A 24577-nucleotide genomic window follows, 5' to 3' on the forward strand; every position below is an offset into this window, starting at 1 on the left:
GTGGCCAACGGACTGGCCGCGGTCGAGAAGCTCCTGCGCTCGTCCGTCGAGAGCGCGGCGGCGTGCGGCCGCCGCACGCAGGGCGGTCACCCGGCGCGCCAGTAAGCCCAAGGCCACGGTCCGGCACCGTCCCGCCACCCGGCCCACCAGCCGCAAGGCCGTCCAGCGGCAGTCGCCGCCCAAGGCCCAGCGGTCGCCGACGAGCTCGTCCCAGCCGCGCGGGCTGAGCGAGGCGCAGAAGCGCTCGATCGACGAGCAGCTCGGCCGGGTGCGGCCCACCGGTTCGCACACCAGGGCGACGCCCAGGGAGGCCGACGGCATCGCCGACCAGGGCACCGGCTGGGGCCCTGCGTCGAAGGCGTACCAGTCGGACACTCCCCGCCACAAGAAACTGACGGTGGTGTTCCGCCTGTGGCAGATCTTCAGGCCGCCGGCGACCCCCTCCTAGAAAGGACACGAGCGCGGAGCCCCCGTCCCGGACGTCCGGGACGGGGGCTCCCCGCGTTCGCGGCGTCCGGCGCCTATGCGGCCCCGGCGGCGGCCGGGGCGCGGTGGTGCAGGGCGAGCAACATCGCCACGAGCAGCACGACCAGGATCGCCAGCTCCGCCAGCCCCGCCCACAGGCCGGCCAGAGCGGCGGCCGGCGCGGCGACCGCGACCACGCCCTTGACGCGCGCCCAGGGCAGCCGGAGCATCCGCCGGAACCAGAAGTCGCCCGCCAGGTAGAGGGTGACGCCCACGGCCAGGACGATCGCCGCCGACGGCTTGAGCGGATCGACGGGGTGCCCGATGACCTTCTTGATGCCGCCCGACACCGCCACCACGCCGAGCAGCATCGGGATGTGCCCGTAGAAGTAGGCGCCGAGGATCATCCTGGTCCGCCGTACCGGCTCGGTCGCGGCCAGCGTGTGCTCGGCGGCCCGCTCGTCCTCCCCGGCGAAGTACGCCCACCACAGGCACGCCGCCAGGCACAGGGCGAGCACCCCCGCGACGCCGAGACCGAGGTCGACCGGCAGGTCCTTGGCGCCGATGCCGAGCGCCAGCATCGACTCGCCGAGCACCACGATGACCAGCAGCCCGTGCCGTTCGACCACGTGGGCGGCGCGCAGCGCGAAGCCCTGCTGGCCGATGAAGTACGGGCTGCCCCACAGCAGGACGAGCGCGGCGATCCACGGCAGGTAGGAGTAGGGCGTCTCGAGGAACCCGGCGACGCCGATGAGCGCGGTCGCGGCCAGGTTGAACGGCACCACCCGCACGATCGCCCGGGTGGCCTGCGCGTACAGGGCGCTGTGCACCAGGATCAGCAGCAGGTAGCCGACGGCGAAGGCGACCCCGCCGCCCATGAACGTGCTCGGGATGGCCAGCGCCATGACGAGGAAGCCGGCCATGCCGAGCAGGACCAGGATCCGGCGGGCCGGCCGTACCGGTGGCACGGAGTTGAGCAGCCAGACGTACCCCGCGTACATCCACCACATCACGCCGAAGACGAGCAGCACCTGCAGCGCGCTCTCCCCGATGCCCACGGCGGGATGCCCGGGCGGCGGTGCCTCCATGCCGGCCACCAGCAGCGCGGTGAGCTGGGTGATGGTGAAGACGAAGACCAGGTCGAAGAAGAGCTCCAGGGTGGAGACGCGTAAGTCGGGCTCGGGAGCGGCGGCGGGCCGCTCGGCGAACCAGCTGGGCAGTCGCATGGGGGCCTTTCGATGTCTGTCAGGGCTGGTACGGCGGGGCGACGCCCCATCCCCAGCGGGGCACCGGCGCCTCGGCCGGCGGGGTCGCGCCGGGCTGCGAGTTCTGGACCGCGATGCGGGTGCCCCACTCGATGTAGCCGGCGAAGGCGGCACGGAACTCCGGGTCGCCGGGCAGCCCGGTCTCCTCGGCGGCGTCCATGAGCAGCGACACCCACCGCCGGCGCTGCTCCTCGCTCAGGTGCCGGTTGAGGTGGTGGGCCAGCATGCGGGGGTAGCCGCCCAGCTCGCGGGTGTAGCGGCCGGGACCGCCGAAGACCTCCGACAGCCAGATCGCCACGTGCCGGGGATGGTCGGGGCTCATGCCCGCGAACAGGGGCCCGATCAGGTCGTCGGCGAGCACGTGGCCGTAGAAGACCTCGGTGAGCCGCTCGAACGCCGCCGCCCCGCCCGCCCACTCGTAGAGCGTCGGCTCGGTCTTGGTGATGAGCTGCTCGTAGTGCCGCATCTCCTCGATCGCGGAGACGTACGGCTTGATCTCCGCGAAGAACGCGGCGAAGTGATCGCTGTTCCTGAAGCCGTTCAGGTGGTCCTCGGCCGAGGTCCACTCGATGCGCAGGACGTAGCAGGCGGGCTCGTCCACGCAGCGCGACAGCTCGTGGCCGAGGCACTGGGGCGCCTCGCCGAGCGGGACGACGGCACGGCGGTAGGCGGCCTCGAACTCCCCGGCCGCTTCTGGGGGGACGCGGTAACGGATGTACTCGACGATCACCAGGTCCTCCAGAGTGTAATCAAGTAATCAAGCTCTTCGGGCATCGTAGGCGACAAAGAGGTTTTTGTCCGCCCACACCTGTCCGCGGCGGAATCATAGCGACCGTGCGACCGCACGGTGATCGTCGGCCTCGCCGGACGTTGTCCGCGCGGGCGTCGGCGCGCATGGTGATGTCGTCCTGTGGGACCTCCGGCCGACGTACGAGCCGCGCCGTCACCTGGACGAGACGGCGTGCCCGGTGACCGGCGGCGACCTGGATCGGGAGCGATGGCCGCGTTACCTGCCCGATCTGCCCTATCGTGACACCTGCGGGTGATCATGACCGGCACCTTGACGGGCGTGACCGTTTGCCCGCTTACTGGTGACCCGGAGCTCGATCCAGGGGAGGTCATGGCGGGAGCGACGTTCGGCATCCTCGGTCCCGTCCACGCGTGCCGGGCGGACGGGCGGGAGGTCGCGCTCAAGGGCAAGGAGTGCGCGCTGCTGACCGCGCTGCTCCTCAACGCCAACGTGCCGGTCTCGCGCAGGCGGCTGATCGACGCGCTGTGGGAGACGCCGCCCGCCTCCGCGGTGCCCAACCTGCAGACGCACGTCGCACGCATCCGCAAGACGTTCGGCACCGACATCAGCCTGTCCACGGTGGGTCCCGGATACCTGCTGGAGGTCGCTCCCGAGGAGCTCGACCTGCTCGTCTTCGAGCAGGAGACGCGGCGGGCGCGGGCCGAGGTGGAGCAGGGCGACCTCGCCGCGGCCGTGCGCCGGTTCGAGCGGGCGCTGGAGGTGTGGCGGGGCCGGCCGGCCGAGGGCGTGCAGCTGCACGACTGGGCGCTGTCGCGGGTGGCGGAGCTGGACGAGCGGCTCGACGAGACGCGGCTCGACCGGGCCGAGGCGATGCTCGGCATCGGCCTGCACACCGAGGTGATCGGCGAGCTGCGGCCGTTCCTCGCCGAGCAGCCGCTGAGCGAGCGCGCCTGGCGGCTGCTCATGCTCGGCTACGCGCGGGCCGGGCAGCGGCACCGGGCGCTGGAGGCGTACCGGCAGGCGCGCGAGCGGCTGGTCGGCGAGCTGGGCATCGAGCCCGGCGAGGAGCTGCGGCGGCTGCACGCCGTCATCCTGGACGACGCCCTGCCGGCGGCCGGTCCCGAGCAGCGCAGGCCGGTCTGCCAGCTCCCGCCAGGACACGCCGACTTCGTCGGCCGGCACGCCGAGGCGGCCGCGGTGACGGCCGCCCTGCTGTCGGCGCGCGACGACTCCTCCGCGCTGCCGGTCAGCGCCATCTCGGGGCCGGGCGGCGTGGGCAAGACCACGCTGGCCGTGCACGTCGCGCACCGGCTGCGAAGCGAGTTCCCCGACGGCCAGCTCTACATCGACCTGCGCGGCTGCGAGCGGCACCCGCTCGACCCCGCCGAGGCGCTGGCCAGGTTCCTGCGCGCGCTCGGCATGGACAGCTCGGCGCTGCCCGCCGACCTCGACCAGCGCGCCGAGCTCTACCGCGAGCGGATCGCCGACTCGCGCCACCTCGTGGTGCTCGACAACGCGGCCGGCGAGGCCCAGCTGCGCCCGCTGATGCCGGGCACACGCGGCTGCGCCGTCCTGATCACCAGCAGGCACCGGCTGGCCACGCTGCCCGCCGCGCAGCGCGTCGATCTCGGCGTGCTGCCCGTCGAGGACGCGGTCGAGCTGCTCGGCAACATCATCGGCGCCGACAGGACAGCGGAGGCGCCCGACGAGGCCCGCGACCTCGTACGCCTGTGCGGCGGGCTGCCGCTGGCCGTGCGCATCGCGGGCGCCAAGCTCGCCGCCCGCCCCTACTGGGACCTCGGTCACCTGGTCTCGCGCATGAGCGACGTCCGCGGCCGGCTCAGCCAGCTCGCCCACGGCTCCGACGAGGTCAGGGCCAGCATCGGCGTCGGCTACCAGGGCCTGCCGCCGCAGGCGCAGCGCATGTTCTGCCGGCTCGGCCTGCTGGAGGCGCCCGACTTCCCCGTCTGGGCCGGGGCCGCGCTGCTCGACGTCTCCGAGGACGCCGCCGAGCAGCTGATCGAGCAGCTCGCCGACGTGCGGCTGCTCGAAGTGGCCGGCCAGGGCGCCGACGGGGCCGTCCGGTTCCGCTTCCACGACCTGACCAGGGCGTACGCGCGCGAACGCGCCGAGGCGGAGGAGGACGAGCACGAGCGGGCGGCGGCGCTGCGCCGCGTGTTCAGCGGCTGGCTGGCCCTGACCAGGCACGCGCACGTCCGGCTGTGCGGCGGCGACTACCGGGTCGTGCACGGCGGCGGCATCGTCTGGCGGCCGGACACCCCCGGCCGCCTCGTACGCGACCCCCTCGCCTGGATCGAGGCCGAGCGGGCCAACGTCGTCGCCGGCGTCCGCCAGTGCGCCGCCCTCGGCTTCGGCGAGCTGTGCTGGGACTGGGCCACCAGCGCCATGAGCCTGTTCGAGACCCGCGGCCTGCGCGACGAGTGGCTCGCCACCCACGAGACCGCCCTGCACGCCGCCCGCCTGTCGGGCGACGTCCGCGGCCAGGCCGCCATGCTGCACGGCCTGGCCCGCCTGCACTTCGCCCAGGACGACCTGACCGGCTGCGCGGCCGCACTGGAGGAGGCCCTGGCCCTGTTCGAGAAGGCCGACGACCGGTACGGGCACGCGCTGGCCCTGGTCACCCTGGCCGAGCTGGCCCGCCTCCAGGGCCGCAACGCCGACGCGCTGGCTCACTACGAGGCGGCGGCCGACGGTCTCGCGCGGGCCGGCGACCGCAGCACGGAGATCACCGTCGTGCGCGGCATCGGCCGCATCCACTTCAACCAGAACCGGCTGGAGCTGGCCGAGCCGTTCATCCGGCGGGCGATCGGGCTCGCCGACGACACCGGGGACGTGCGCTCGCGGGAGTTCACCAGGATCGTGCTGGGGGAGATCGAGCTGGCCCGCGGCGATCTGGCCGCCGCCGAGGGCAGTTTCCGCCAGGCGCTCGACGGGCTGGACGCGCTCGGCTTCCCGAGCGGCATCGCGTACGCGGCGCTGGGCCTGGCCGAGGCCAGGCTGGCACGGGACGACGTCGCGGGCGCCGAGCGGCTGCTGCTGCGCAGCCTCGCGATCTACCGCGACACCGACGACCACGTGGGTCAGGCCCGCGTGCTGTTCACCACGGCGCAGCTGTGGCGCAGGCAGGGCCGTACGAACGAGGCCGCCGCCACGCTGCGCGAGGTCATCGGCATCTGCCAGGCGATCCCCGCGCCGCGCCGGCAGGGGCTGGCGCTGCGCGCGCTGGGCGACGTGCACCGCGACACCGGGGACCTGGCCGCCGCCGTGGACGCGTGGCGGGAGGCGCTGGAGATTTTACGTGCGACGGGTGCGCCGGAGGCCGACGAGGTGGCCGCGCTGCTGGAGTCGTACGGCGCTCAACAGCAGTGATGGGGGAGTGGCGGGAAACCTCCGGCCAGTTTCACTTTATAGCAGATGAGCGCGCCTCATGAGAAACCGGGAAATGGTTCATACTGCCCGTTGCCATTCGCCCCGACGACACTCTGGAGCAACGGACGTGCCTTTTGTGCTGGCTTTCGACCAGGCCGACGCGACCGACGCCGCGCACACCGGCGGGAAGGGAGCCCACCTGGCCGAGCTCTCCCGCGTCGACGGCGTACGCGTGCCGGACGGCTTCTGCGTCACCACCGACGCCTACCGGCGGGTCGTGGCCGCCGCCATCGAACCGCACCTCGACCTGCTGGCCGCCGCCGACCCCGCCGACCGCGCGGCCATCGCCGAGCTGAGCGCCGCCGTGCGCCGGGCCGTCGAGGACGTCACCATCCCCGGGGACCTCGCCGCCGAGATCGCCGCCGCGCTCGCCCGGCTCGGCGAGCACACCCCCTGCGCGGTACGCTCCAGCGCCACCGCCGAGGACCTGCCGACCGCGTCCTTCGCCGGCCAGCAGGACTCCTACCTCAACGTCACGGGCCCCCAGGAGGTCCTGCGGCACGTACGGCGCTGCTGGGCCTCCCTGTTCACCGAGCGCGCGGTGACCTACCGCGCCCGCAACGGCTTCGACCACCGCAAGGTGCAGATGGCCGTGGTCGTGCAGCGCATGGTCGCCCCCGAGGCGGCCGGCGTGCTGTTCACCGCCGACCCCGTCACCTCCAACAGGAAGGTCGCCACGGTGGAGGCCGTGTGGGGGCTCGCCGACGCCCTCGTCTCCGGCCAGGCCCCCGCCGACGTCTACACCGTCCGCGACGACCGCGTGCTGACCGCGCAGGTCGCCACCAAGGCCCACGCCGTGCTGGCGGCGCGGGACGGCGGCACGCGGGACGTACCGGTCGAGCCCGAGCGCCAGACCGCGCCTGCGCTCACCGACGAGCAGGCCGTCGAGCTCGTACGCCTCGGCCGGCGCATCGAGGCTCACTTCGGCCATCCGCAGGACATCGAGTGGTGCCTGACCGGCGACGGCTTCCACATCGTGCAGAGCCGGGCCATCACCACCCTCTTCCCCATCCCCGACGCCGGCGACCAGGGCCCGCACCTCTACCTCTCCGTCGGCCACCAGCAGATGATGACCGACGCCATGCGCCCGCTCGGCCTGTCGGTGTGGCAGCTCACCACGCCGCGGCCGATGCAGGAGGCGGGCGGGCGGCTGTTCGCCGACGCGGCCCCCATCGTGGCCACTCCTGGCGGACGGGCCGCGTTCCTGGAGGCCATGCGCACGGCGGACCCGCTGTTCTTGGACGCCGTCCAGACCGTGCTCGACCGTGGCTTCGTACCGCTACGGGAGGACGCTGAGACCGACCTGCCGCCCACCCTCGCCCCGCCCGGCGAGATCGAGACCGACCCGGAGATCGTCACCGAGCTGATCAGGACCAACGCCGACTCGGTGGCCGCCCTGCGGCGCGCGATCGCCGGGCTGACCGGGCCCGAGCTGCTCGACTTCATCCATGACGACTTCGGCGAGCTGCGGCGGCTGCTGTTCGACCCGCGCGGCACCCAGGTCATCATGGCCGGCATGAACGCCGCCGTCTGGCTCAACGAGCACCTCGAAGAGTGGCTCGGCGAGAAGAACGCGGCCAACGTGCTCTCCCAGTCCGTCCCGCACAACGTCACCGCCGAGATGGGGCTCGCCCTGCTCGACGTCGCCGACGTCCTACGCCCGCACGCCGAGGTCGTCGCGTTCCTCGGCCGCGTCGCCGACGAGCGTCCCGAGGGCGCCGCCTTCCTCGACGAGCTGGCCGGCCTGCCCGGCGGCCCCGAGGCCCGCGACGCCATCGTCGCCTACCTCGACACGTACGGCATGCGCTGCGCCGGCGAGATCGACATCACCAGGACCCGCTGGAGCGAGAACCCCGCCGAGCTGCTGCCCGCCCTCCTCGGCAACGTCGCCGGCTTCCCGCCCGGAGCGGGAAAGCAGCACTTCGAGCGCGGCCTGGAGGAGGCGCGGCGCAAGGAACGGGACGTCCTGACCCGCCTGCGCGCCCTGCCGGACGGCGAGCACAAGGCCGAGCAGACCAAGCGGATGATCGACCGCGTCCGCACCTTCACCGGCTACCGCGAATACCCCAAGTTCGGCATGATCAGCCGCTACTTCGTCTACAAGCAGGCGCTGCTCGGCGAGGCCGGCAGGCTCGTCGCGGCCGGCGTGCTGCGCGAGCCGTCCGACCTGTACTTCCTGCGCTTCGACGAATTGCGGGACGCCGTCCGCACCGGCAAGGCGGACGCCGCGCTCATCCGCGAGCGGCGCGAGGCGTTCCGCACCCACCAGACGCTCACCCCGCCCCGCGTCATCACCTCCGACGGCGAGGCGCTGACCGGCCAGTACCGCCGCGCCGACCTCCCGCCCGGCGCACTGCCCGGCATGCCCGTCTCAGCCGGCATCGTCGAAGGCCGGGCCCGCGTCGTCACCGACATGGCCCAGGCGAGGCTCGAAAAGGGCGACATCCTGGTCACCGCCTACACCGACCCCAGCTGGACCCCGCTGTTCGTGGCCGTCGCCGGACTGGTCACGGAGGTCGGCGGCCTCATGACGCACGGGGCGGTCATCGCCCGCGAGTACGGCCTGCCCGCCGTCGTGGCGGTCGACCGCGCCACCCACCTGATCCGCGACGGCCAACGCATCCGTGTTCACGGCAGCGACGGCTACGTCGAACTCCTCGACTGACGCTTCCACCTCGGCTCGGGGGGCATCGGGCGCCGGCCCGCCCACGGCCGTGCTTGATCCACTCCAAACGTTCGCCGTAGCATCGACCGTCCCCTGCGCCCCTACATCGAGGACACGAGATGGCTGATGGTTCAGCTCGCGGGGTTCGCCTTGTGACGGCTTCGGGTGTGGCGGTCGCCGTGGCCATGGGCCTGTGCCCGGGGGCCGCCGCGCACGCTGGGGCCGCCGAGCCTCTGGAGAAGGTCGTGCATGAGGTGCCGCGGCGCCTGCCCGGTGGTGGGCAGGTGCGGCCGCGGCTCATGCTGGATGCCACCAGGCTGCTCCTGAGCGCCGGGAAGAGTCTGTACGTCCGCCACCTTCGCAGCGGCAAGACGGTGAAGCTCGCCGACGTCCCGCTGCCCAAGGGCACCACGCTCTTCCCGGCCGGCTTCACCGTGGGCAACGGCCGGATCGCCTGGTGGACGGCGCGGACGGCGCGTGGCGGCAAGAAGAGGACCGCCGATTTCTGGGCCGTGCCGGTGGGTGGGGGCACGGTGCGGCGGGTGGCGTCGGCCGTGCTGCCGCCGCCCTCACGGGCCGGGCTGGTCACCGGGCTCGCCGTCACGCCGAAGGGGCTCGCCTGGTCGGCGGGGGATGGCGGGGTGTTCGTCGCCGCCGGGGGAGCGGTGAAACGGGTCGAGGGCACTCGGGGGCGGCACCTTCTGAGCTGGCCCTGGGCGGGCTCGCCCGGTCCTTTTGATCCGAGGCAGACGCCGTACCAGTCGGTCAAGAACGTCGAGACGGGGCAGACTCGCCGAGCGCCCGGTCCGGGTTCCGCCGTGGCGTGCGGCGTCACCCGCTGCATCGTGCGGGCGGACGGCTCGTTCTCGGCGCGGGTGCTGGGGCGCGACGGCCGTGCGCAGGGTGCGGTGGACGCGACGGTGATGCCCCCGCAGCCGTTGCTGCGCGATCGGTTCGCCGTGGCCTATCCGCCTGGTCACGCGCTGGTCCACGACGTCACGACCAAGACCGCGGTCGTCGTCGAAGGGGTGGACACCGGCACCCGGTACCGCACGGCTCCGGGTGACGATCTCGTCGTGTTCAGGCGGGGCGACAAGTATGTGATCGTCAATCTGGCCGCCGTCAAATGACCTGCGGTTGCGCGGGCGACGCCGGGTAATTTGCGGGGATATCTGGCTATTTCCCGGGTGGTCTGGCGGCCAACAATTTCCGTCGGCGAGTTCATTCCGACGGTGCTTCCGAGCTCTTATACATAGACCGGATAACCGTCCCAGAAGGGCCCGCATATGGATACGCTCACCGCCGTGGTCACCATCATCTCGGTCGTCACCGCTCAGGCGGGTGCGCTGCTGGCGTTATGGCTGCGGCTGCGGTGGCAGCTGCGGCATGCCCGGGTCCAGGGGCGTCACCTCGTACGGCTCGCCGAGGTCGCCGCGGGCGAGGGGCGGCTACAACTCGTAGAAAAGCATGGAAAATCGCACCACGTCACGATAAATCTGACATTTTCCACGAGAGCAGATGCGGCCCCATGAGCGACCCCGACGCCCAGGAGGGGCTGAGCCCGTCGCGCCAGGAAACCAGGGCGGAGACCCTCCACGCCACCGATCTCGAATTCTCCTCGTTCTATCGCAGCGCCATTCACAGCCTGGTCGCTTTCCTCATCAACCAGGGCGCCAGGATCTGCGTGGCCGGTGACATCGCCCAGGACACGATGACGAAGGCGTACCAGCACTGGCCGGAGATCGACAACCCGCCCGCGTGGGTGCGGACCGTCGCCTCGCGGGCCCTGGTCCGGCACTGCACGGAGACGCGCGAGGAGGCGCTGGACCCGGTGCCCGAGCCGACGGCGCTCCTGCCCCGCCCCGAGGAGGCCGCGGCGTGGGAGGCCAGGCAGGACATCGAGCAGGCGCTGCGCACCCTGCCGCCCCGCCAGCGCCAGGTCATGGCCTGGACGCTCAGCGGCTACACGCCCGCCGAGATCGCCGAGGAGCTCGGCATCTCGCCCAACGCGGTGAGCGCCAGCCTCAAGAAGGCCCGCCGCGCCACCATCGCCCACCTCGCACGCGCGGAGGAGGATCGTGATGCTCGCCCCGGGCCAGGATGACGCAGGACGGCTCGACCTGTGGCCCAACGCGCTGATCGACGAGCTGCACGGCCTGCTGGACATCGAGGCCGGGCTGCGTGAGGTGCTGCTGCACTCCCGTCACGCCGCCCAGCTCGACGGCCTGGCCGAGGTGCTCGACGTCGAGGCGGGACTCGGCGCGATCCTGCTCGCGGGTGGCGGGGGCAGGGAGGAGGTGCCGAGGCCCGGCCGCGAGCACGCCTTCCCGTCCATCGACGCTAAGGAGCGGCTGGCCCTGCGGCAGCACCCGCGGGTCCGCACCGCGCACCGTCTCCTCACCCGCGCGCTCGACCACCACCACGCCCTGGGCCTCGACCTCCACCTGGCCCGCAAACTGACCTGCCACGTCGACCGCCCGCAGGCCGATCGCAGGCGGGCCTGCGTGCTCGCGCACCAGCTCGTCCGCCACCTGCACGCGGACCGCGAGCGCGCCGACGACCTGGCCCAGGCGATCGCCCGGTGCGCCGGCGCCGGGATCACCGCCGCCCACCTCGCCCACGCCCTCGACCACGCCAGGGAGCTCGGCCTGGTGCTCGACCTCGCCCACGCGCTCGAACGCGACCTCGACGGCGACCTCGCGGGCCAGCTCGTCCGCTGCCTCACCCGCGATCTCGGCGGCCTGCACGAGGGCACGCGTACGCTCGTCGCACACACGCTCGCCTGGGTGCTCGCCGCCATCAGGGACCGGCTGGGCCGCGAGGTCGCGCTGAGCCAGGACACGGTGTGCCAGTTCCTCGACGACTTCACGACCTCCGACCTGCGCGCGGTGCGGCTGTCGGACGTCGAGCTGGAGGGGGTGCGGTGGTCGGAGGCGGGGACGTGGTGGCCGGACGGCGTGGACGTCGAGCATCTCCGGGCCCGCTCCGACGTGATCGGCGGGGGCGACGGGGTCTGGGTGATCCGTTCCGGGGCCGCCACCGTGCGGGACCTCGCCGGCCACTGAGCTACTCCCCGCGCGGTACGGGCGGCTCATCCTTGAGAAGGATGACCCTCGATACCCCTAGGGGGCATGGTGGAAGGGACTGGCCGAGAAGAAGGACGCGAGATGTTGCTGATCGACGTGTACGTACCCAAAGGAGCCCTGAGCGAGCAGGAGCAGCAGGAGCTGGGCCGCCGCCTCATCGACACGCTCATGGTCGAGGACGACGGCAGCCACGCCAAGGAGGTGATCGACGCCCAGCGCACGATCACGCAGGTCCTGGTGCACGAGCCCGCCACCTGGGTGCTCGGCGACCGGCAGGCTCCCGCCGACCCGCCGCGCTACCTCGTCCGCGTCACCGTCCCCGCGTCGTGGCGCAAGGACATGTGCGAGCCCATCCCGCGCATCGTCACCGGAGTGCTGGCCGAGACCGAACGTGCCGCCGGCCGCGACCCGGGACGCCTGGAGCGCGAGCCGCACGCGGTCGTCCTGCTGGAGGGCGTCACGGAGGGCGGCATCGGCATCTTCGGCAGGGAGATGAGCAGCATGGACCTCATGGAACTGGTCTCCCGCCCGTACCGGGACAAGGGTGCCGAGAAGACGGAGGCGATCGATCCGGTCTGCGGTATGGCCGTGACGCTCGACGACCCGGCGCTCACCCTGGTGCACGAGGGCGTCCGGTACGGCTTCTGCAACGGCCTGTGCCGGCGGGCGTTCGCCGACGAGCACGGCCTGTCGCTCAGCCGGCGGGACGCGTCCTAGGCGGCGCGCGTCCAGCCGCGCATCGCGGACGGGCCCTTGGTTCCGGCTGCCTTGGCACTCATCAGATAACCGTGCGAGAGCTTTGGCGCATCTCGCCGTTCCCGGCACGGCTGTGACGTGCGATATCCCGGTGAAACCGGTGCTCTGTCGGCTCGTGGTGCCGACTGCTTGGTGTGGATTTATCAGATATGTATGTCAGTCCTAGTCGTGAGAAGGTCGAGCAGTGGCAGGGAACCGGACGGACCGGGGCCCGACATGCCGGACTCGGCAGGGGAACGATGGCCGATGACACTGAGCTGAACGGCGAGTCGCGCACCGCGGGCGTGGTGCGGCACCTGGAGGAGCTGATCTTCGACGGCGACCTGCGGCCGGGTCAGTTCCTCCCGTCGGAGGGCGAGCTGGCCACCGCGATGGGCGTCAGCCGGCTCACCGTCCGCGAGGGCGTACGCACGCTGGAGGCCCGCGGCCTGCTCGAAGTGCGCCGCGGCCGGCGTCCCGCCGTCGCCCACCCCAACGCGGCCCCGCTGAGCGGCTTCTTCGCCGCCTCCCTGCGCCGCGACCCGCGCAACCTGCTCGAACTCGTCGAGGTACGCCTGGCGCTGGAGGTGCACGCCGCCACGCTCGCCGCCCAGCAGGCCACCCGCACCGCGCTGTCCTCGCTCGAGCTGGCCTACGACACCATGCGGCAGGCCATCGACGCGGAGTCGTTCAACCAGGCCGACGTGCGCTTCCACGCCGTGCTCGCCGCCGCGAGCGGCAACCAGATGATCAGTTTCCTCATCGAGGCGATGGACGAGCCCATGCACGAGAGCCGGCTGCGCAGCCTGCGCGGCCACCTCGCCAGGGGGCGCTCGATGGGCGACATCATGGACGAGCACGCCCGCATCCTGGCCGCCGTACGCGAGCGCGACGCCCGCGCCGCCGCCGCGGCCATGCGCGAGCACCTCGTCCAGACCCGCATGGACCTGCGCGCCTTCCTCGCCCTGCCCATCGCCGACGGCCAGGGCCGACCCCGCTCCGGGCAGCCGCCTGCTCATCCCTTGGAGACACAGTGAAGATCACCGAAGTCGAGACCATCGTCGTCGGCACCCCGTGGCGGGAGCCGACGTTCGTCGAGCTCACCACCGACGACGGGCTACGCCGCGTCGGCGAGGCGCGCCCCGCGCATCCCCGTACGGACGCGCACTTCAACCTCGTAGGCGACGGCTGGGAACGCCGCGACGGCGCCGACATCGGGGCGGTGCGGTCATGACCGCGAACCTGCCGCGCCCCGCCGAGCTGCTGACCGCGCTCGGGCTGCCGGACGGCGACCGGCACGACCTGCCCGCCTCGTCACGCCGGTTCCCGGACGGCGCGCAGTACCGCGTGGAGATCCCGAGCGTCGAGGGCCCCGAGTGTCTGGCGGCCGTGCTGGAGGCCGCGCGCACACTCGACGTGCCGGTCACCCGCGTCTCCCAGGGCACCGGCGTTGGCCTGCTCACCGATGCCGAGCTGGGGGAGATGGCCGCGCTGGCCGCCTCAGCGGGTGTCGAGGTCAGTCTCTTCGCCCGGCCCTGCGCGGGCTGGGACGCCTCCGCGATGGCCCGCAGCCCCGCCGGCTCCATCCTCGCGCCGGCCGCGCGCGGCCAGGACCAGGTCGCGGCGGTGCTCGACGAGATCCTGCGGGCCGCCGAGCACGGCTTCCGCAGCGTGCTCATCGCCGACCTCGGCGTGCTCTCGATCTTCGGCAGGCTCAGGGCCGCCGGGCACCTGCCGCCCGACATGCAGGCCAAGGTCTCGGTCATGCTGCCCGCCGCCAACCCCGAGTCGGCGCGCGTGCTGGAGGACCTCGGCGCCGACAGCCTCAACCTGCCCACCGACCTGACGCTCGCGCAGATCGCCGCGATCCGCGCCGCCGTGGACATCCCGCTCGACGTGTACGTGGAGGCGCCCGACAACGTCGGCGGCTTCGTCCGCCACTACGAGCTGCCCACCCTCGTCGAGGTCGCCGCGCCGGTGCACGTCAAGTTCGGCCTGCGCAACGCACCCGACGTCTACCCGGCGGGCACCCACCTGCTGCCCACCACCGTGGCGCTCTCCCGCGAACGGGTGCGCCGCGCCCGCCTCGGCCTCGACCTGCTGGCCCGCCACCGGCCCGGCGCGCACGGCACCGCGCCGGGAGACGAGGGCGCGCGGCTGCGCATCCCCATGCCCTGAACGGCCTGCCGCCCCTGCCGCCCCGGTCCGTCCCCACGGGCCGGGGCGGTCGCGTGCGTCAGGTGTAGAGGAAGTAGTAGCGGTAGCGGCTCTCCCACTCGCACTTGTAGGCGTGCCACCAGCCCTGGGCGACGCCCTGGCGGCCGACCCGCTCGCAGTCTGACTGGTTCTTGAAGACGCCGACGAGCTGGGTGGTGGCCTGTGCCGGAGTGGCGCCGATCGTCAGCGACAGTGCGAGCGCCATGATGGTGGTGCTGACAACTGCGCGGGCCTTACGCATTCGTCCTCCTGGGACTGGGGGGATCATGACGCCGGACAATATCACTTACCCAGCGCCGTGAGAATTGTCAGGCGTGATTCAACAGCAGCCTTTTCCAGCCCTTTTCCAGCATGATCACCGCTGGTAATGTCAGCGTCACTGTTTCGGGATGTAGGAAAACGGCCGTCGAACGCCTCGGGGGCGGGTATCCGACCTCCTGTACACTCCCGTGCTGATCTTGGTGCTTAAGTACGATTTATGCAGGTTTATCGTTGCATTGGAGGGCGGGCGGGAAAACTTTGACCATTCTCGCTCCGGTGTCATATGGTCGGCGCCGCCCATATCGAGTGAGCCGATCATCCGGAGCCGCACCATGCACGCTCGACCCCGCACGGCCACGATCGTCTGCATGGCGATGGCCCTGCTGGCAGCCGTCGGTCTCTCAGCAGCCTTACCCCGGCCGGCGCACGCAGCGCAGGTCGTCACCGATATCGCGTACGCACCCGCGCAGCCCGCCGGCAGCCGAGGGCACCTGCTCGACCTCTACCTCCCCGACACCGGCACCGCGCCGAGACCGCTGCTCATCTGGCACACCGGCTCGGCCTGGAGCAGCGACGACGGCAAGGCGGGCGCCGAGGCGATCGCCGCCATCTTCAACCCGCTCGGCTTCGCCGTGGCCGGTGTCAGCGTCCGCAGCAGCACCCAGGCGATCTTCCCCGCCCAGGTGCACGACATCAAGGCGGCCATCAGGTGGCTGCGCGCCAACGCGGCCACGTATCAGCTCGACCCCAACCGCTTCGCGATCGCGGGCGACTCGTCGGGCGGCTGGCTGACCGAGATGGCGGTCTTCTCCGGCGGCGTCGCCGCGCTCGAAGGCAACATCGGCGTCACCGGCGTCTCCAGCGCCGTGCAGACCGGGCTCGCCTTCTACAGCCCCACCGACTTCCTGCAGATGAACGCCCAGAACCTGCCGGGCGGCGGCCTCGACCACAACTCGCCGGCCTCTCCCGAGTCGCTGCTGGTCGGCTGCGCGATCCAGACGTGCCCGGGGACTGTCGCGCAGGCCAACCCCATGACGTACGTCGACGCCAACGACCCGCCGCTGCTGTTCCTGCACGGCCAGGCCGACTTCCTGGTGCCGCACGGGCAGAGCGAGCTGCTCTTCAACCGCATCAAGGCGCAGTGCGGGCGCGCCACGTTCGTCTCGGTGCCGGCCGCCGACCACATGATGGACCAGATCATGGACCCCGCCCAGTACGGCGCCGAGACCGTCCGCACCACCGCCAACTGCAGCGAGACCAGCCGCGTCGGCACGCTCAACGCCACATGGAGCAACTTCACCACGTTCCTGCGCGGCGGCCTGCAACTGGGCACCTCCTGCGAGGTCACGTACGCGACCGGCGCGTGGGACGGCGCCTTCAACGGCAGCGTGACCGTCAGGAACACCGGCACCACCCCGGTCACCGGCTGGACCATCACCTGGACCTGGCCGGGCAACCAGGCGATCAGCAGCGCATGGAACGCCACCGTCACCCAGGCCGGCGCCCAGGTGACCGCCCGCGACGCGGGACACAACACCTACATCGGCCCCGGCTCCAGCCAGAGCTTCGGCTTCTCGGCCACCGCCACCGGCTCGAACAACCCGCCCGCCCAGTTCAAGATGAACGGCGTCACCTGCACCAGGGTGCTCGGCTGAGACCGCCGCGCCGGGCCCGCGCGGAAAGGCGCGGGCCCGGCGCCGCACGCATTCCGAATTGCATTCGGCGAAACGCCGTGGAAAAACGCCGGTAATGCAATACGTTCCGTCCGGCGCCGGTCACGATATGTCGCCGACCAAATACTGGACACCGCCATTGCCTCGCCCGGCGGGCCGCCCCTATCCTTGCCGTGAAAACGGCCCGCCGGCCCATTTCACGGTTTCTCACCCACCGGGCGGGCCCTTGATATCCCCGGACCCCGCGCCATTCAGCAGCGGCCGCCTTCCCGTGCCCGAGGGCCGTCGTCCGGGATCGTCGATGAGTAAAGGGGACGTGTGCGTACCTCGAATATGTTCGTCAGAAGCCTCGGCGTCCACGTACCGGAGAGCGTGAGCGTCGAGCACGCGGTCCGCGAGGGCTGGTACCCGGCGGAGGAGGCGGAGCGCTACCGGCAGCTCGGCGCGGCCGTGGCAGGAGACATGCCGGCGCCCGAGATGGCGCGGCTCGCCGTCCTCGACGCCTACGACCGCTGGGACGAGTCCGCGCCCCGCGACCTCGACCTGCTGCTCTACCCGTCGGTCTGGCACCAGGGCCCGAACGGCTGGCAGCCCCAGCACTACCTGCAGCAGCACCTGCTCGGCGGCCACGTGCCCGCCTTCGAGATCAGGAGCGGCTGCGTCGGAATGATCAGCTCGCTGGAGCTGGCCGCCGGCTACCTGCGCGCCGACGACGCGCGCGAGACGGCGATGGTCGTCTCCGCCGACAACCACGGCACCCCGCTGGTGGACCGCTGGCGGATGACCCCGGGCGCGCTCATCGGCGACGCCGCCGCCGCGATGATCCTCGGCAAGGAGTACGGCATGGCCGAGCTCCTGTCGGTCAACGTCGCCGTGATCCCCGAGGCCGACGCGGTCAACGACGGCGCCTACCCGCTGTTCCCCCCGGACGCCACCGTCGGGCGCGGGCTCAGCTTCTCCGACCGGCACGAGGAGTTCCGCCAGAAGCTGCTCGAGAAACAGGGCACCGGCATCCACCTGACCATCCAGAAGACGATGATGCAGCAGGTAGAGCAGACCCTCGACGAGGCCGGCATCGAGCTCGGCGACATCACGCGGGTGGCCTTCCCGCACGGCAGGCGCGAGGACCTCGACGGGCAGATGTCCTGGCTGGGCATCGAGGAGGACCAGACGACCTGGGACTACGGGCGGCGCGTCGGCCACTGCGGCGCCGTCGACCAGTTCATCGCCTTCGAGCACCTGCTCGCGACCGGCGGGCTCAAGGCCGGCGACCACCTGCTCATGGTCGGGTTCGGCTCCGGCACCTCCGTCGCCGCGGCGGCCTTCCGCGTCCTTTCCCCCCGCCCCGTCACGAAGGAAACCCGCGCATGACCGAGCTCACCGAAAAGCTGATCGCCTTCATCCAGGACAACCTCGTCCAGGACGGCGACGACCTCACCATCGACGCGACCACCCCGCTGCTCGCCTCCGGCCTGCTCGACTCCCTGCGCACCGCGCGGCTGCTCAACTACCTCCGCAAGGACCTCGGCGTCCCCGTCCCCGCCGCCAAGCTCGACCCCGAGAACTTCCGCGACGTCGCCACCATCGCCGCGATGGTCACCGAACTCGAATCCGTGTAGCGGGGAGCAGGCATGCGGTACGCGGACACCTACATCGGCGGCGTGGGAACCTACCTCCCGCGCACCGTCGTCAGCGTCGAGAAGGCCGTCGCCAAGGGCTGGTACCCGGCCGAGGAGGCCGACCTGCACCAGCTCGGCGGCGCGGCCGTGGCCGGCGACACGCCGGCGCCCGAGATGGCCCTGCACGCGGCGCGCAGCGCGCTCAAGCGCAGCGGCCGCGCGCCCGGCGACCTCGGCCTCCTCCTGTACGCCTCCACCTGGCACCAGGGCCCCGACGGCTGGCCACCGCACTCCTACCTGCAACGCCACCTCGTCGGCGGCGACGCCCTGGCCACCGAGATCCGGCAGGGCTGCAACGGCATGTTCATCGCCCTCCAGCTCGCGGCCGGCCACCTGCACGCCGACCCCGCCAGGCCCGCCGCCCTGCTGGTGGCCGCCGACAACTACGGCACCCCGCTCATGGACCGCTGGCGCATGGGCCCCGGCTACATCGGCGGCGACGCCGCCGCCGCGCTCGTCCTGACCAAGGAGCCCGGCTTCGCCCGCCTGGCGTCCGTCTGCACGACGACCGTGACCGAGGCCGAGGAGCTGCACAGGGGCAGCGAACCCCTCTTCCCGCCCGGCGTCACCGTCGGCAGGAAGATGAGCTTCGCCGCCCGCAGCGACCAGTTCCGCCGCCAGGTCATGCCCACCGGTGAGGCCACCGCCGCGCTGTTCTCCATCCAGCGGGCCCTCGAAGAGGTCGTCGAACAACTGCTCGCCGAGAGCGGCATCCAGGCCGCCGACCTCACCCAGGTCGCGTTCATGAACTACTCGCGGGAGATCGTCGAGCAGCGCTGCATGGCCCTGCTCGACCTGCCCATGTCCCGCTCCACCTGGGACTACGGCCGCACCATCGGCCACTGCGGCGCCGCCGACCAGGTCCTGTCCCTCGACCACCTGCTCATCACCGGCCGGCTCGGCCCAGGCGACCACCTGCTCATGCTGGGCACCGGGCCCGGCGTGACCGTCTCCGGCGCCGTCATCGAGATCATCGACACCCCTCAATGGCTCTGAACACCGAAGGGAAACCGACGCGCATGGCCGACAGCCCCCGCGCAGACCGTCCAGAACCCGTGGCGGTGATCGGCATCGGCTGCCGCCTGCCCGGCGACGTGCACGCACCGGACGAGTTCTGGGACCTGCTGCGCGCCGGCCGCAACACCACCGCGCCGCTGCCCGGCGGCCGGTGGCGCCCGTACGAGCGGCGCAGTCCCGAGGACGCCGCCGCGCTGCGCGACGCCGTACGTCATGGCAGCTTCCTGCGCGACATCGACGGCTTCGACGCCGAGTTCTTCGGCCTGTCGCCGCGCGAGGCCGAGCTGATGGACCCGCAGCAGCGCCTGCTCATGGAGACCGCGTGGGAGGCCCTGGAGCACGCGGGCGTGCCGCCGCACACGCTGGCCGGCACCGACGCCGGCGTGTTCGTCGGCGTCTGCACCGCCGACTACGGCGGCCGGCTGCTCGAAGACCTGCCCCAGATCGAGGCGTGGACCGGGATCGGCGCCGCCACTTGCGCCGTCGCCAACCGCGTCTCCTACTCCCTCGATCTGCGCGGCCCCAGCATGGCGATCGACACCGCCTGCTCGGCGTCGCTGGTCGCCTTGCACCTCGCCGCGCAGAGCCTGCGGCTCGGCGAGAGCGACGTCGCCCTGGCCGGCGGCGTCAACCTGCTCGCCACGCCCGGCCAGACCCTCACCCTCGGCACCGCGGGCGCCCTCGCGCCCGACGGGCGCTCCAAGTCGTTCGACGCCGCCGCCGACGGCTACGGGCGCGGCGAGGGCTGCGGCGTCGTCGTGCTCAAGCGGCTGTCGGACGCGCGGCGCGACGGCGACCGCGTCCTCGCGCTCGTCATCGGCAGCGCCGTCAACCAGGACGGCCACACCAACGGCATCATGGCGCCGTGCGGCGAGGCCCAGGAGCACGTGATGGCCCGCGCCTGCCGGCAGGCCGGGGTCGAGCCGTCCACCGTCGACTACGTCGAGGCGCACGGCACCGGCACCCGGCTCGGCGACCCGCTGGAGGCCGCGGCGCTGTCGGCCGTCTACGGCGCCGCCCGTCCCGCCGGCGACCCGTGCCTCATCGGCTCGGTCAAGTCGAACATCGGCCACCTCGAAGGCGCGGCCGGCATCGCCGGCGTCATCAAGGCCGTGCTCGCCCTGCACCGCGCCGAGATCCCGCCGACCGTCCTGACCACCCTGAACCCGGCCATCCCATGGGAGAGCTCGGGCCTGCGCGTGGTGACCGAGCCCACCGCCTGGCCGGCCCGCGACCACCCCCGCAGGGCGGGCGTGTCCAGCTTCGGCTACGGCGGCACGGTGGCCCACATCCTCCTCGAACAGGCGCCTCCCGTCGAAGAGCGACCCGAGGAAGGGGATGCGGGCGAGCGCCTCTTCCCCCTGTCCGCCGCCTCCACCCAGGCCCTGCGCGGGTACGCGGCCCGCCTCGCCGACCACCTCGAAACCGGACCCGGTCCGGCGTCGTCCGAGCCGGGCTCTCCTTGGGGCGGGTCCGGGCCGGCGTCCTCCGAGGCCGGAGCTGGGCCGGCGTCGGTCGGGCACACGCTGGCGCTGCGCCGTACCCACCTGGCGCGCCGTGCGGTCGTGACCGCCGCCGGGCGGGACGACCTCGTCGCCGCTCTGCGCAGGCTCGCCGACGACGTGCCCGCCGAGACCGTCATCACCGGGGACGTGCTGCCGGACCTCGGGCCCGGGCCCGTGTGGGTGTTCGCCGGGCAGGGGTGCCAGTGGCGCGGGATGGGGCGTGAGCTGCTGGCCGTGCCGGAGTTCGCCGCGCTGGTCGACGAGGTCGAGCCGATCTTCGCCGAGGAGATCGGGTTCTCCCCCCGCCAGGTCCTGACCGGCGGCGACCTCGACGCCATCGACCGCGTCCAGACCATGATCTTCGTCATGCAGCTCGGCCTCGCCCGGCTCTGGAACGCCTACGGCGTCGAACCCGTGGCCGTCATCGGGCACTCCGTCGGCGAGATCGCCGCCGCGGTGACCGCCGGTGCCATGAGCGTCGCCGACGGCGCCCGTCTCATCTGCCGCCGCTCCCGGCTGCTGCGCCAGGCCGCGGGCAAGGGCGCCATGGCCATGGTCGGGCTGTCGTTCGAGGAGGCGTCGGAGCGGCTGGCCGGGCGGACCGACCTGGTGGCGGCCATCGCGTCGGCGCCCGGGTCCACGGTGCTGTCCGGCGACCCGGCCGCCGTCGAGGCCGTGCTGGACGAGTGGCCCGCCGAGGGCATCATCGTCCGGCGGGTCGCCTCCGACGTCGCCTTCCACAGCCCGCAGATGGAGCCGCTGGCCGTCGAGCTGGCCGCCGCCACCGCCGGGCTCGCGTTCGGCGCGCCGCGCATCCCCATGTACACGACCACGCTGCCCGACCCCCGGTCCACGCCGGTGCTGGACAGCGCGTACTGGGCGGCCAACCTGCGCGACCCCGTACGGCTGGCCGCGGCGACGGCGACCGCCGCCGAGGACGGCCACCGCGTGTTCCTGGAGATCTCACCGCACCCCGTGGTCGCGCACTCGGTCACCGAGACGCTGTCGGAGCACGGGTACGAGGACGTCTTCGTCGGCACCACCCTGCGCCGCAACCAGCCCGAACTGCCCACCTTCGAGATCGCGGTCGGCACCGCCCACTGCCACGGCGTCGAGGTGGACTGGCGGCGCCTCCAGCCGTCCGGCGGCCTGACCACGCTGCCCCCGTACGCCTGGCAGCACCGCCGCCACTGGCGCGACTCCTCGGCCTCGAACGACCACCCGGGCCACGACGCGGACTCCCACACCCTGCTGGGCGCCGTGACCAGCGTCGCCGGCAGCGACGTCCGCGTGTGGCGCACCAGCCTCCAGGACGCCGACCGCCCCTACCCGGGCAGCCACGCGCTGAACGGCGTCGAGATCGTGCCGGCCGCCGTCCTGGTCAACACCTTCCTGCGAGCGGCCGCCCAGGGGCCGGACGAGGACGTCACGCTGACCGGCGTCGAGATGCTGCACCCCCTGATGACCGCGGAACGCCGGGAGATCCAGGTCGTCCACGAACCCCCGGCCGTCCGCCTCGCCGCCCGCACCCCGGCGGCCCCCGGCGAGCCTGAACCGGCCTGGCTCGTGCACGCCGCCGCCGACGTGTCGGCCGCCCGCCAGGTCAAGCCAGACGTCCTCCCGGACGCCGGCGACCTGCGCCCCCTCGACCCTGGCTACGTCCACCAGCGCCTCGCCTCCGTCGGAGTCCCGTCCACGGGCTTCGACTGGACGATCGGGACCCTCCTCGGCGCCGAGGGCGCCCTCCGCGCCACCGTCCATGGGGAGCGGGGGAGCTGGTCGGCGGCGCTGGACGCGGCGATGTCCGTCGCGCCCTGCGTGTTCCCCGGAGAGCCGGTGCTGCGGATGGTGGTGCGGATCGACGAGGTGGTCCTGACCGGCACGCCGCCGGCCACGGTGATCATCGACGCGGCGATGGACCCCGAGGCGGAGGACACCGTACGGGCGCTGATCGCAGACGTGGACGGCCGCGTGCTGGGCCACCTCACGGGCCTGCGCTACCCGGTGATCGACGCCCCCGCCCCGGCGGAGGACGACCCGCGCGGCCCCGCCGAGTCGTTCACCGGCCTGTCACCCGAGGAGCTGCGCGAGCGCGTGCAGCCCGAGGTCCGTGCGGAGATCGCGGCCGTGATGCGGCTGGACCCCGACGATCTGGCGCTCCGGCGTCCGCTCGTCGAGCAGGGGCTGGACTCGGTGATGACCGTCATGGTCCGCCGCCGCCTGGAACGGCGCTTCGGCTGCCGCCTCCCGGCGACCCTGCTGTGGCAGCAGCCCACCATCACCGCGATCGCCACTCACCTGGCCGAACTCCTCACCGCTCCCCGCCCGGAGCCGGAGGCCCAGGACGGCCCGACCCTGATCGCCGGCTGAGCGGCGGCTGAGCGGCGGCTGAGCGGCGGGCGGCCCGAGCCTCGGGCCGCCCGCCCAGGTCATCAGGCCTTTCTGGTGGCGTCGGCGATCTCGGCGGGGGAGGCGTGCCAAGGGGCGCCGTGTCCGGGCAGGACCCAGGACGCCTGCAAGCCGGCGATGCGGTCAAGCGAGGCGAGGGCCTCGGCCGGGTCGTCGGTGAAGGGGGCCGGTTGGGGGCCGGTGCGGCCGGTCAGGACGTGGCGTGTGGTCAGGGCGTCGCCGACGCAGACCGCGTCGGCGATCGGGACGTGCACCGCCACGCTCCCCGGCGAGTGCCCCGGCATGCCCACGATGACCGGGCTGCCGGGCAGGTCGAGGACGTCCCCGTCGGCGATCTCGGTGACCTCCTTGACGTAGCGGGTGCGCAGGCCGTTCTTGCGCAGGGAGTAGGCGAAGAACCCGACCGTGGGGCCGATCCGCATGGGACCCGCCGCGACCTTGGGCTTCTCTCCCGTACGGGCGCGCACGGCGTCACCCGCGTGCACGAACACCGGCACGCCATGGGTGCTGCGCAGGCGCTCGGCGAACCCGAGGTGGTCGGAGTCGCCGTGCGTGAGGATGAGCCCGCGGATGTCGTCCTCGGTCTTGCCGAGGGAACGCAGCTCGTCCTGCAGGTCCTGCCAGTGCCCCGGCAGGCCCGCGTCGATCAGCGTGATGCCCTCGGGGGTGTCGATGAGGTAGCACGCCACGATGTCGTTGCCGAGGCGGTGCAGATGAGGTGCGAGTCGCATGGTCTCTTCCGGGGGCTGTGTGGAACTGATTCAATGGCTAATGTAGTTAGCCATCATGGCTAACGTCAATAACTTTTAGTAGGAAGGGAAAACGGGTGCCGGCTCCCGAGAAGACCTCGCTGAGCAAGATCGTCGCCGCGGGACGCGAGTTGCTGGAGGAAGTCGGCCGGCAAGGACTGACGATGCAGAACGTCGCCGAGCGGGTCGGCGTCCGCGCGCCGTCCCTGTACAAGCACGTCGCCAACCGCGCGGCGCTGCTGACCGCCGTCGCGGAGGCCACCGTCGACGACCTGAGAGCCCAGGCGGAGGCGACCGACGGCTCGCTGGAGGAGCTGATACGCAGTTACCGGCGCTTCGCCCACGCCAGGCCCGAGGGTTTCAGGCTCATGTTCGACGCCTCGACCGAGGCGCTCGCCCGGACGAGCGAACCGGTGCTGCGCGCCTCGGGGCGGCTCGTCGGCGAGCAGCACGCCCTGGAGGCCGCACGTACGGTCACGGCCTGGGCCACCGGCTTCATCAACATGGAGCTCAGCGGCCACTTCCGGCTCGGCGGCGACGTGGAGCAGGGCTTCGAGTACGGCCTGGCCACCATCTGCCGCGCGCTCGGCAACGGAGCCGGTCAGGGGTAGACGCCCGATACGGGGGAAATGGCCAGGTACAAGGCCCGT

At 72.5% G+C, this 24577-nt stretch carries 21 protein-coding genes; 17 read left to right on the plus strand and 4 right to left on the minus strand.

From position 1 onward, the window contains the following. Nucleotides 1–448: hypothetical protein (locus AB0K28_RS42995; protein ID WP_364381982.1), on the plus strand; the 448-nt coding region annotated here is incomplete at its 5' end. A 73-nt stretch (nt 449–521) separates the two neighbouring features. Here AB0K28_RS42995 and AB0K28_RS43000 read toward each other — a convergent pair. Together AB0K28_RS43000 and AB0K28_RS43005 are read right to left on the minus strand one after the other, a co-directional pair. After that, a complete protein-coding gene (locus AB0K28_RS43000) occupies nt 522–1691 on the minus strand; it encodes a low temperature requirement protein A (protein ID WP_364381985.1) in 1170 nt (389 codons plus the stop codon). A 19-nt stretch (nt 1692–1710) separates the two neighbouring features. Beyond that, nucleotides 1711–2460, minus strand: coding sequence for an antibiotic biosynthesis monooxygenase (locus tag AB0K28_RS43005; protein ID WP_364381988.1), 750 nt, complete (start codon nt 2458–2460; stop codon nt 1711–1713). Between the two features lie 390 nt (nt 2461–2850). On the opposite strand from AB0K28_RS43005, the gene AB0K28_RS43010 reads away from it, so the two are divergent. From AB0K28_RS43010 to AB0K28_RS43055, 10 genes are all read left to right on the plus strand, one after another. Continuing rightward, nucleotides 2851–5871 carry a BTAD domain-containing putative transcriptional regulator gene (locus tag AB0K28_RS43010; protein WP_364381991.1) on the plus strand — a complete coding sequence of 1007 codons (3021 nt, stop codon included), beginning with the start codon at nt 2851–2853 and terminating at the stop codon, nt 5869–5871. A gap of 127 nt (nt 5872–5998) precedes the next feature. Further along, a complete protein-coding gene (gene rph, locus AB0K28_RS43015; protein ID WP_364381994.1) occupies nt 5999–8596 on the plus strand; it encodes a rifamycin-inactivating phosphotransferase in 2598 nt (865 codons plus the stop codon). A gap of 152 nt (nt 8597–8748) precedes the next feature. Next, a complete protein-coding gene (locus tag AB0K28_RS43020) occupies nt 8749–9726 on the plus strand; it encodes a hypothetical protein (RefSeq protein WP_364381997.1) in 978 nt (325 codons plus the stop codon). Nucleotides 9727–9900: 174 nt separating this feature from the next. Then, nucleotides 9901–10128 carry a hypothetical protein gene (locus AB0K28_RS43025; RefSeq protein ID WP_364382000.1) on the plus strand — a complete coding sequence of 76 codons (228 nt, stop codon included), beginning with the start codon at nt 9901–9903 and terminating at the stop codon, nt 10126–10128. Then, the gene (locus tag AB0K28_RS43030; RefSeq protein WP_364382003.1) at nt 10125–10700 is read left to right on the plus strand and encodes a sigma-70 family RNA polymerase sigma factor; all 576 of its coding nucleotides are present in this window, start codon (nt 10125–10127) and stop codon (nt 10698–10700) included. The genes AB0K28_RS43025 and AB0K28_RS43030 overlap by 4 nt, the downstream gene beginning before the upstream one ends. Then, on the plus strand, nt 10675–11661 hold the full coding sequence (locus AB0K28_RS43035; protein WP_364382006.1) for a hypothetical protein: 987 nt from the start codon (nt 10675–10677) through the stop codon (nt 11659–11661). Before AB0K28_RS43030 ends, AB0K28_RS43035 begins: the two co-directional genes overlap by 26 nt. Before the next feature lie 102 nt (nt 11662–11763). Beyond that, a complete protein-coding gene (locus AB0K28_RS43040; protein ID WP_345385164.1) occupies nt 11764–12399 on the plus strand; it encodes a hypothetical protein in 636 nt (211 codons plus the stop codon). A gap of 278 nt (nt 12400–12677) precedes the next feature. Then, nucleotides 12678–13454 carry an FCD domain-containing protein gene (locus tag AB0K28_RS43045; RefSeq protein ID WP_364382009.1) on the plus strand — a complete coding sequence of 259 codons (777 nt, stop codon included), beginning with the start codon at nt 12678–12680 and terminating at the stop codon, nt 13452–13454. Next, nucleotides 13451–13651, plus strand: a complete 201-nt coding sequence (locus tag AB0K28_RS43050) for a hypothetical protein (RefSeq protein ID WP_364382012.1) — start codon at nt 13451–13453, stop codon at nt 13649–13651. Before AB0K28_RS43045 ends, AB0K28_RS43050 begins: the two co-directional genes overlap by 4 nt. Continuing rightward, the gene (locus AB0K28_RS43055; RefSeq protein WP_345385162.1) at nt 13648–14595 is read left to right on the plus strand and encodes a U32 family peptidase; all 948 of its coding nucleotides are present in this window, start codon (nt 13648–13650) and stop codon (nt 14593–14595) included. Before AB0K28_RS43050 ends, AB0K28_RS43055 begins: the two co-directional genes overlap by 4 nt. A 58-nt stretch (nt 14596–14653) precedes the next feature. On the opposite strand, the gene AB0K28_RS43060 is transcribed toward AB0K28_RS43055, so the two are convergent. Then, the gene (locus AB0K28_RS43060) at nt 14654–14875 is read right to left on the minus strand and encodes a hypothetical protein (protein WP_355426658.1); all 222 of its coding nucleotides are present in this window, start codon (nt 14873–14875) and stop codon (nt 14654–14656) included. A gap of 352 nt (nt 14876–15227) precedes the next feature. On the opposite strand from AB0K28_RS43060, the gene AB0K28_RS43065 reads away from it, so the two are divergent. From AB0K28_RS43065 to AB0K28_RS43085, 5 genes are all read left to right on the plus strand, one after another. Beyond that, complete coding sequence (locus AB0K28_RS43065) at nt 15228–16550, plus strand: cellulose binding domain-containing protein (protein ID WP_364382016.1); 1323 nt, start codon at nt 15228–15230, stop codon at nt 16548–16550. Nucleotides 16551–16886: 336 nt separating this feature from the next. Beyond that, nucleotides 16887–17939, plus strand: coding sequence for a ketoacyl-ACP synthase III family protein (locus tag AB0K28_RS43070; protein WP_364382019.1), 1053 nt, complete (start codon nt 16887–16889; stop codon nt 17937–17939). Continuing rightward, entirely contained in the window at nt 17936–18187 is a 252-nt protein-coding gene (locus tag AB0K28_RS43075) for a phosphopantetheine-binding protein (protein ID WP_364382022.1), read from the plus strand. Before AB0K28_RS43070 ends, AB0K28_RS43075 begins: the two co-directional genes overlap by 4 nt. A 12-nt stretch (nt 18188–18199) precedes the next feature. After that, complete coding sequence (locus tag AB0K28_RS43080; RefSeq protein ID WP_364382025.1) at nt 18200–19243, plus strand: ketoacyl-ACP synthase III family protein; 1044 nt, start codon at nt 18200–18202, stop codon at nt 19241–19243. Between the two features lie 23 nt (nt 19244–19266). Next, complete coding sequence (locus AB0K28_RS43085) at nt 19267–23139, plus strand: beta-ketoacyl synthase N-terminal-like domain-containing protein (protein ID WP_364382028.1); 3873 nt, start codon at nt 19267–19269, stop codon at nt 23137–23139. Between the two features lie 62 nt (nt 23140–23201). Here the strand turns inward: AB0K28_RS43085 and AB0K28_RS43090 are convergent, their stop codons facing one another. Next, on the minus strand, nt 23202–23909 hold the full coding sequence (locus AB0K28_RS43090) for an MBL fold metallo-hydrolase (protein WP_364382031.1): 708 nt from the start codon (nt 23907–23909) through the stop codon (nt 23202–23204). Between the two features lie 95 nt (nt 23910–24004). On the opposite strand from AB0K28_RS43090, the gene AB0K28_RS43095 reads away from it, so the two are divergent. Further along, nucleotides 24005–24538 (plus strand): WHG domain-containing protein, encoded by a 534-nt coding sequence (locus AB0K28_RS43095; protein WP_345385156.1) that lies wholly within the window; start codon nt 24005–24007, stop codon nt 24536–24538. Nucleotides 24539–24577 lie beyond the last annotated feature (39 nt).

This window comes from Nonomuraea sp. NPDC049504, from assembly GCF_040676845.1.
In the GTDB taxonomy this organism is placed as follows: Bacteria; Actinomycetota; Actinomycetes; order Streptosporangiales; family Streptosporangiaceae; genus Nonomuraea; species Nonomuraea salmonea.

Coding starts and splice junctions, on each gene's coding strand:
- AB0K28_RS43000 (WP_364381985.1), bottom strand. CDS start 1,691: ATGCGACTGCCCAGCTGGTTCGCCGAGCGGCCCGCCGCCGCTCCCGAG.
- AB0K28_RS43010 (WP_364381991.1), top strand. CDS start 2,851: ATGGCGGGAGCGACGTTCGGCATCCTCGGTCCCGTCCACGCGTGCCGG.
- AB0K28_RS43030 (WP_364382003.1), top strand. CDS start 10,125: ATGAGCGACCCCGACGCCCAGGAGGGGCTGAGCCCGTCGCGCCAGGAA.
- AB0K28_RS43040 (WP_345385164.1), top strand. CDS start 11,764: ATGTTGCTGATCGACGTGTACGTACCCAAAGGAGCCCTGAGCGAGCAG.
- AB0K28_RS43045 (WP_364382009.1), top strand. CDS start 12,678: ATGGCCGATGACACTGAGCTGAACGGCGAGTCGCGCACCGCGGGCGTG.
- AB0K28_RS43055 (WP_345385162.1), top strand. CDS start 13,648: ATGACCGCGAACCTGCCGCGCCCCGCCGAGCTGCTGACCGCGCTCGGG.
- AB0K28_RS43060 (WP_355426658.1), bottom strand. CDS start 14,875: ATGCGTAAGGCCCGCGCAGTTGTCAGCACCACCATCATGGCGCTCGCA.
- AB0K28_RS43065 (WP_364382016.1), top strand. CDS start 15,228: ATGCACGCTCGACCCCGCACGGCCACGATCGTCTGCATGGCGATGGCC.
- AB0K28_RS43075 (WP_364382022.1), top strand. CDS start 17,936: ATGACCGAGCTCACCGAAAAGCTGATCGCCTTCATCCAGGACAACCTC.
- AB0K28_RS43080 (WP_364382025.1), top strand. CDS start 18,200: ATGCGGTACGCGGACACCTACATCGGCGGCGTGGGAACCTACCTCCCG.
- AB0K28_RS43085 (WP_364382028.1), top strand. CDS start 19,267: ATGGCCGACAGCCCCCGCGCAGACCGTCCAGAACCCGTGGCGGTGATC.
- AB0K28_RS43090 (WP_364382031.1), bottom strand. CDS start 23,909: ATGCGACTCGCACCTCATCTGCACCGCCTCGGCAACGACATCGTGGCG.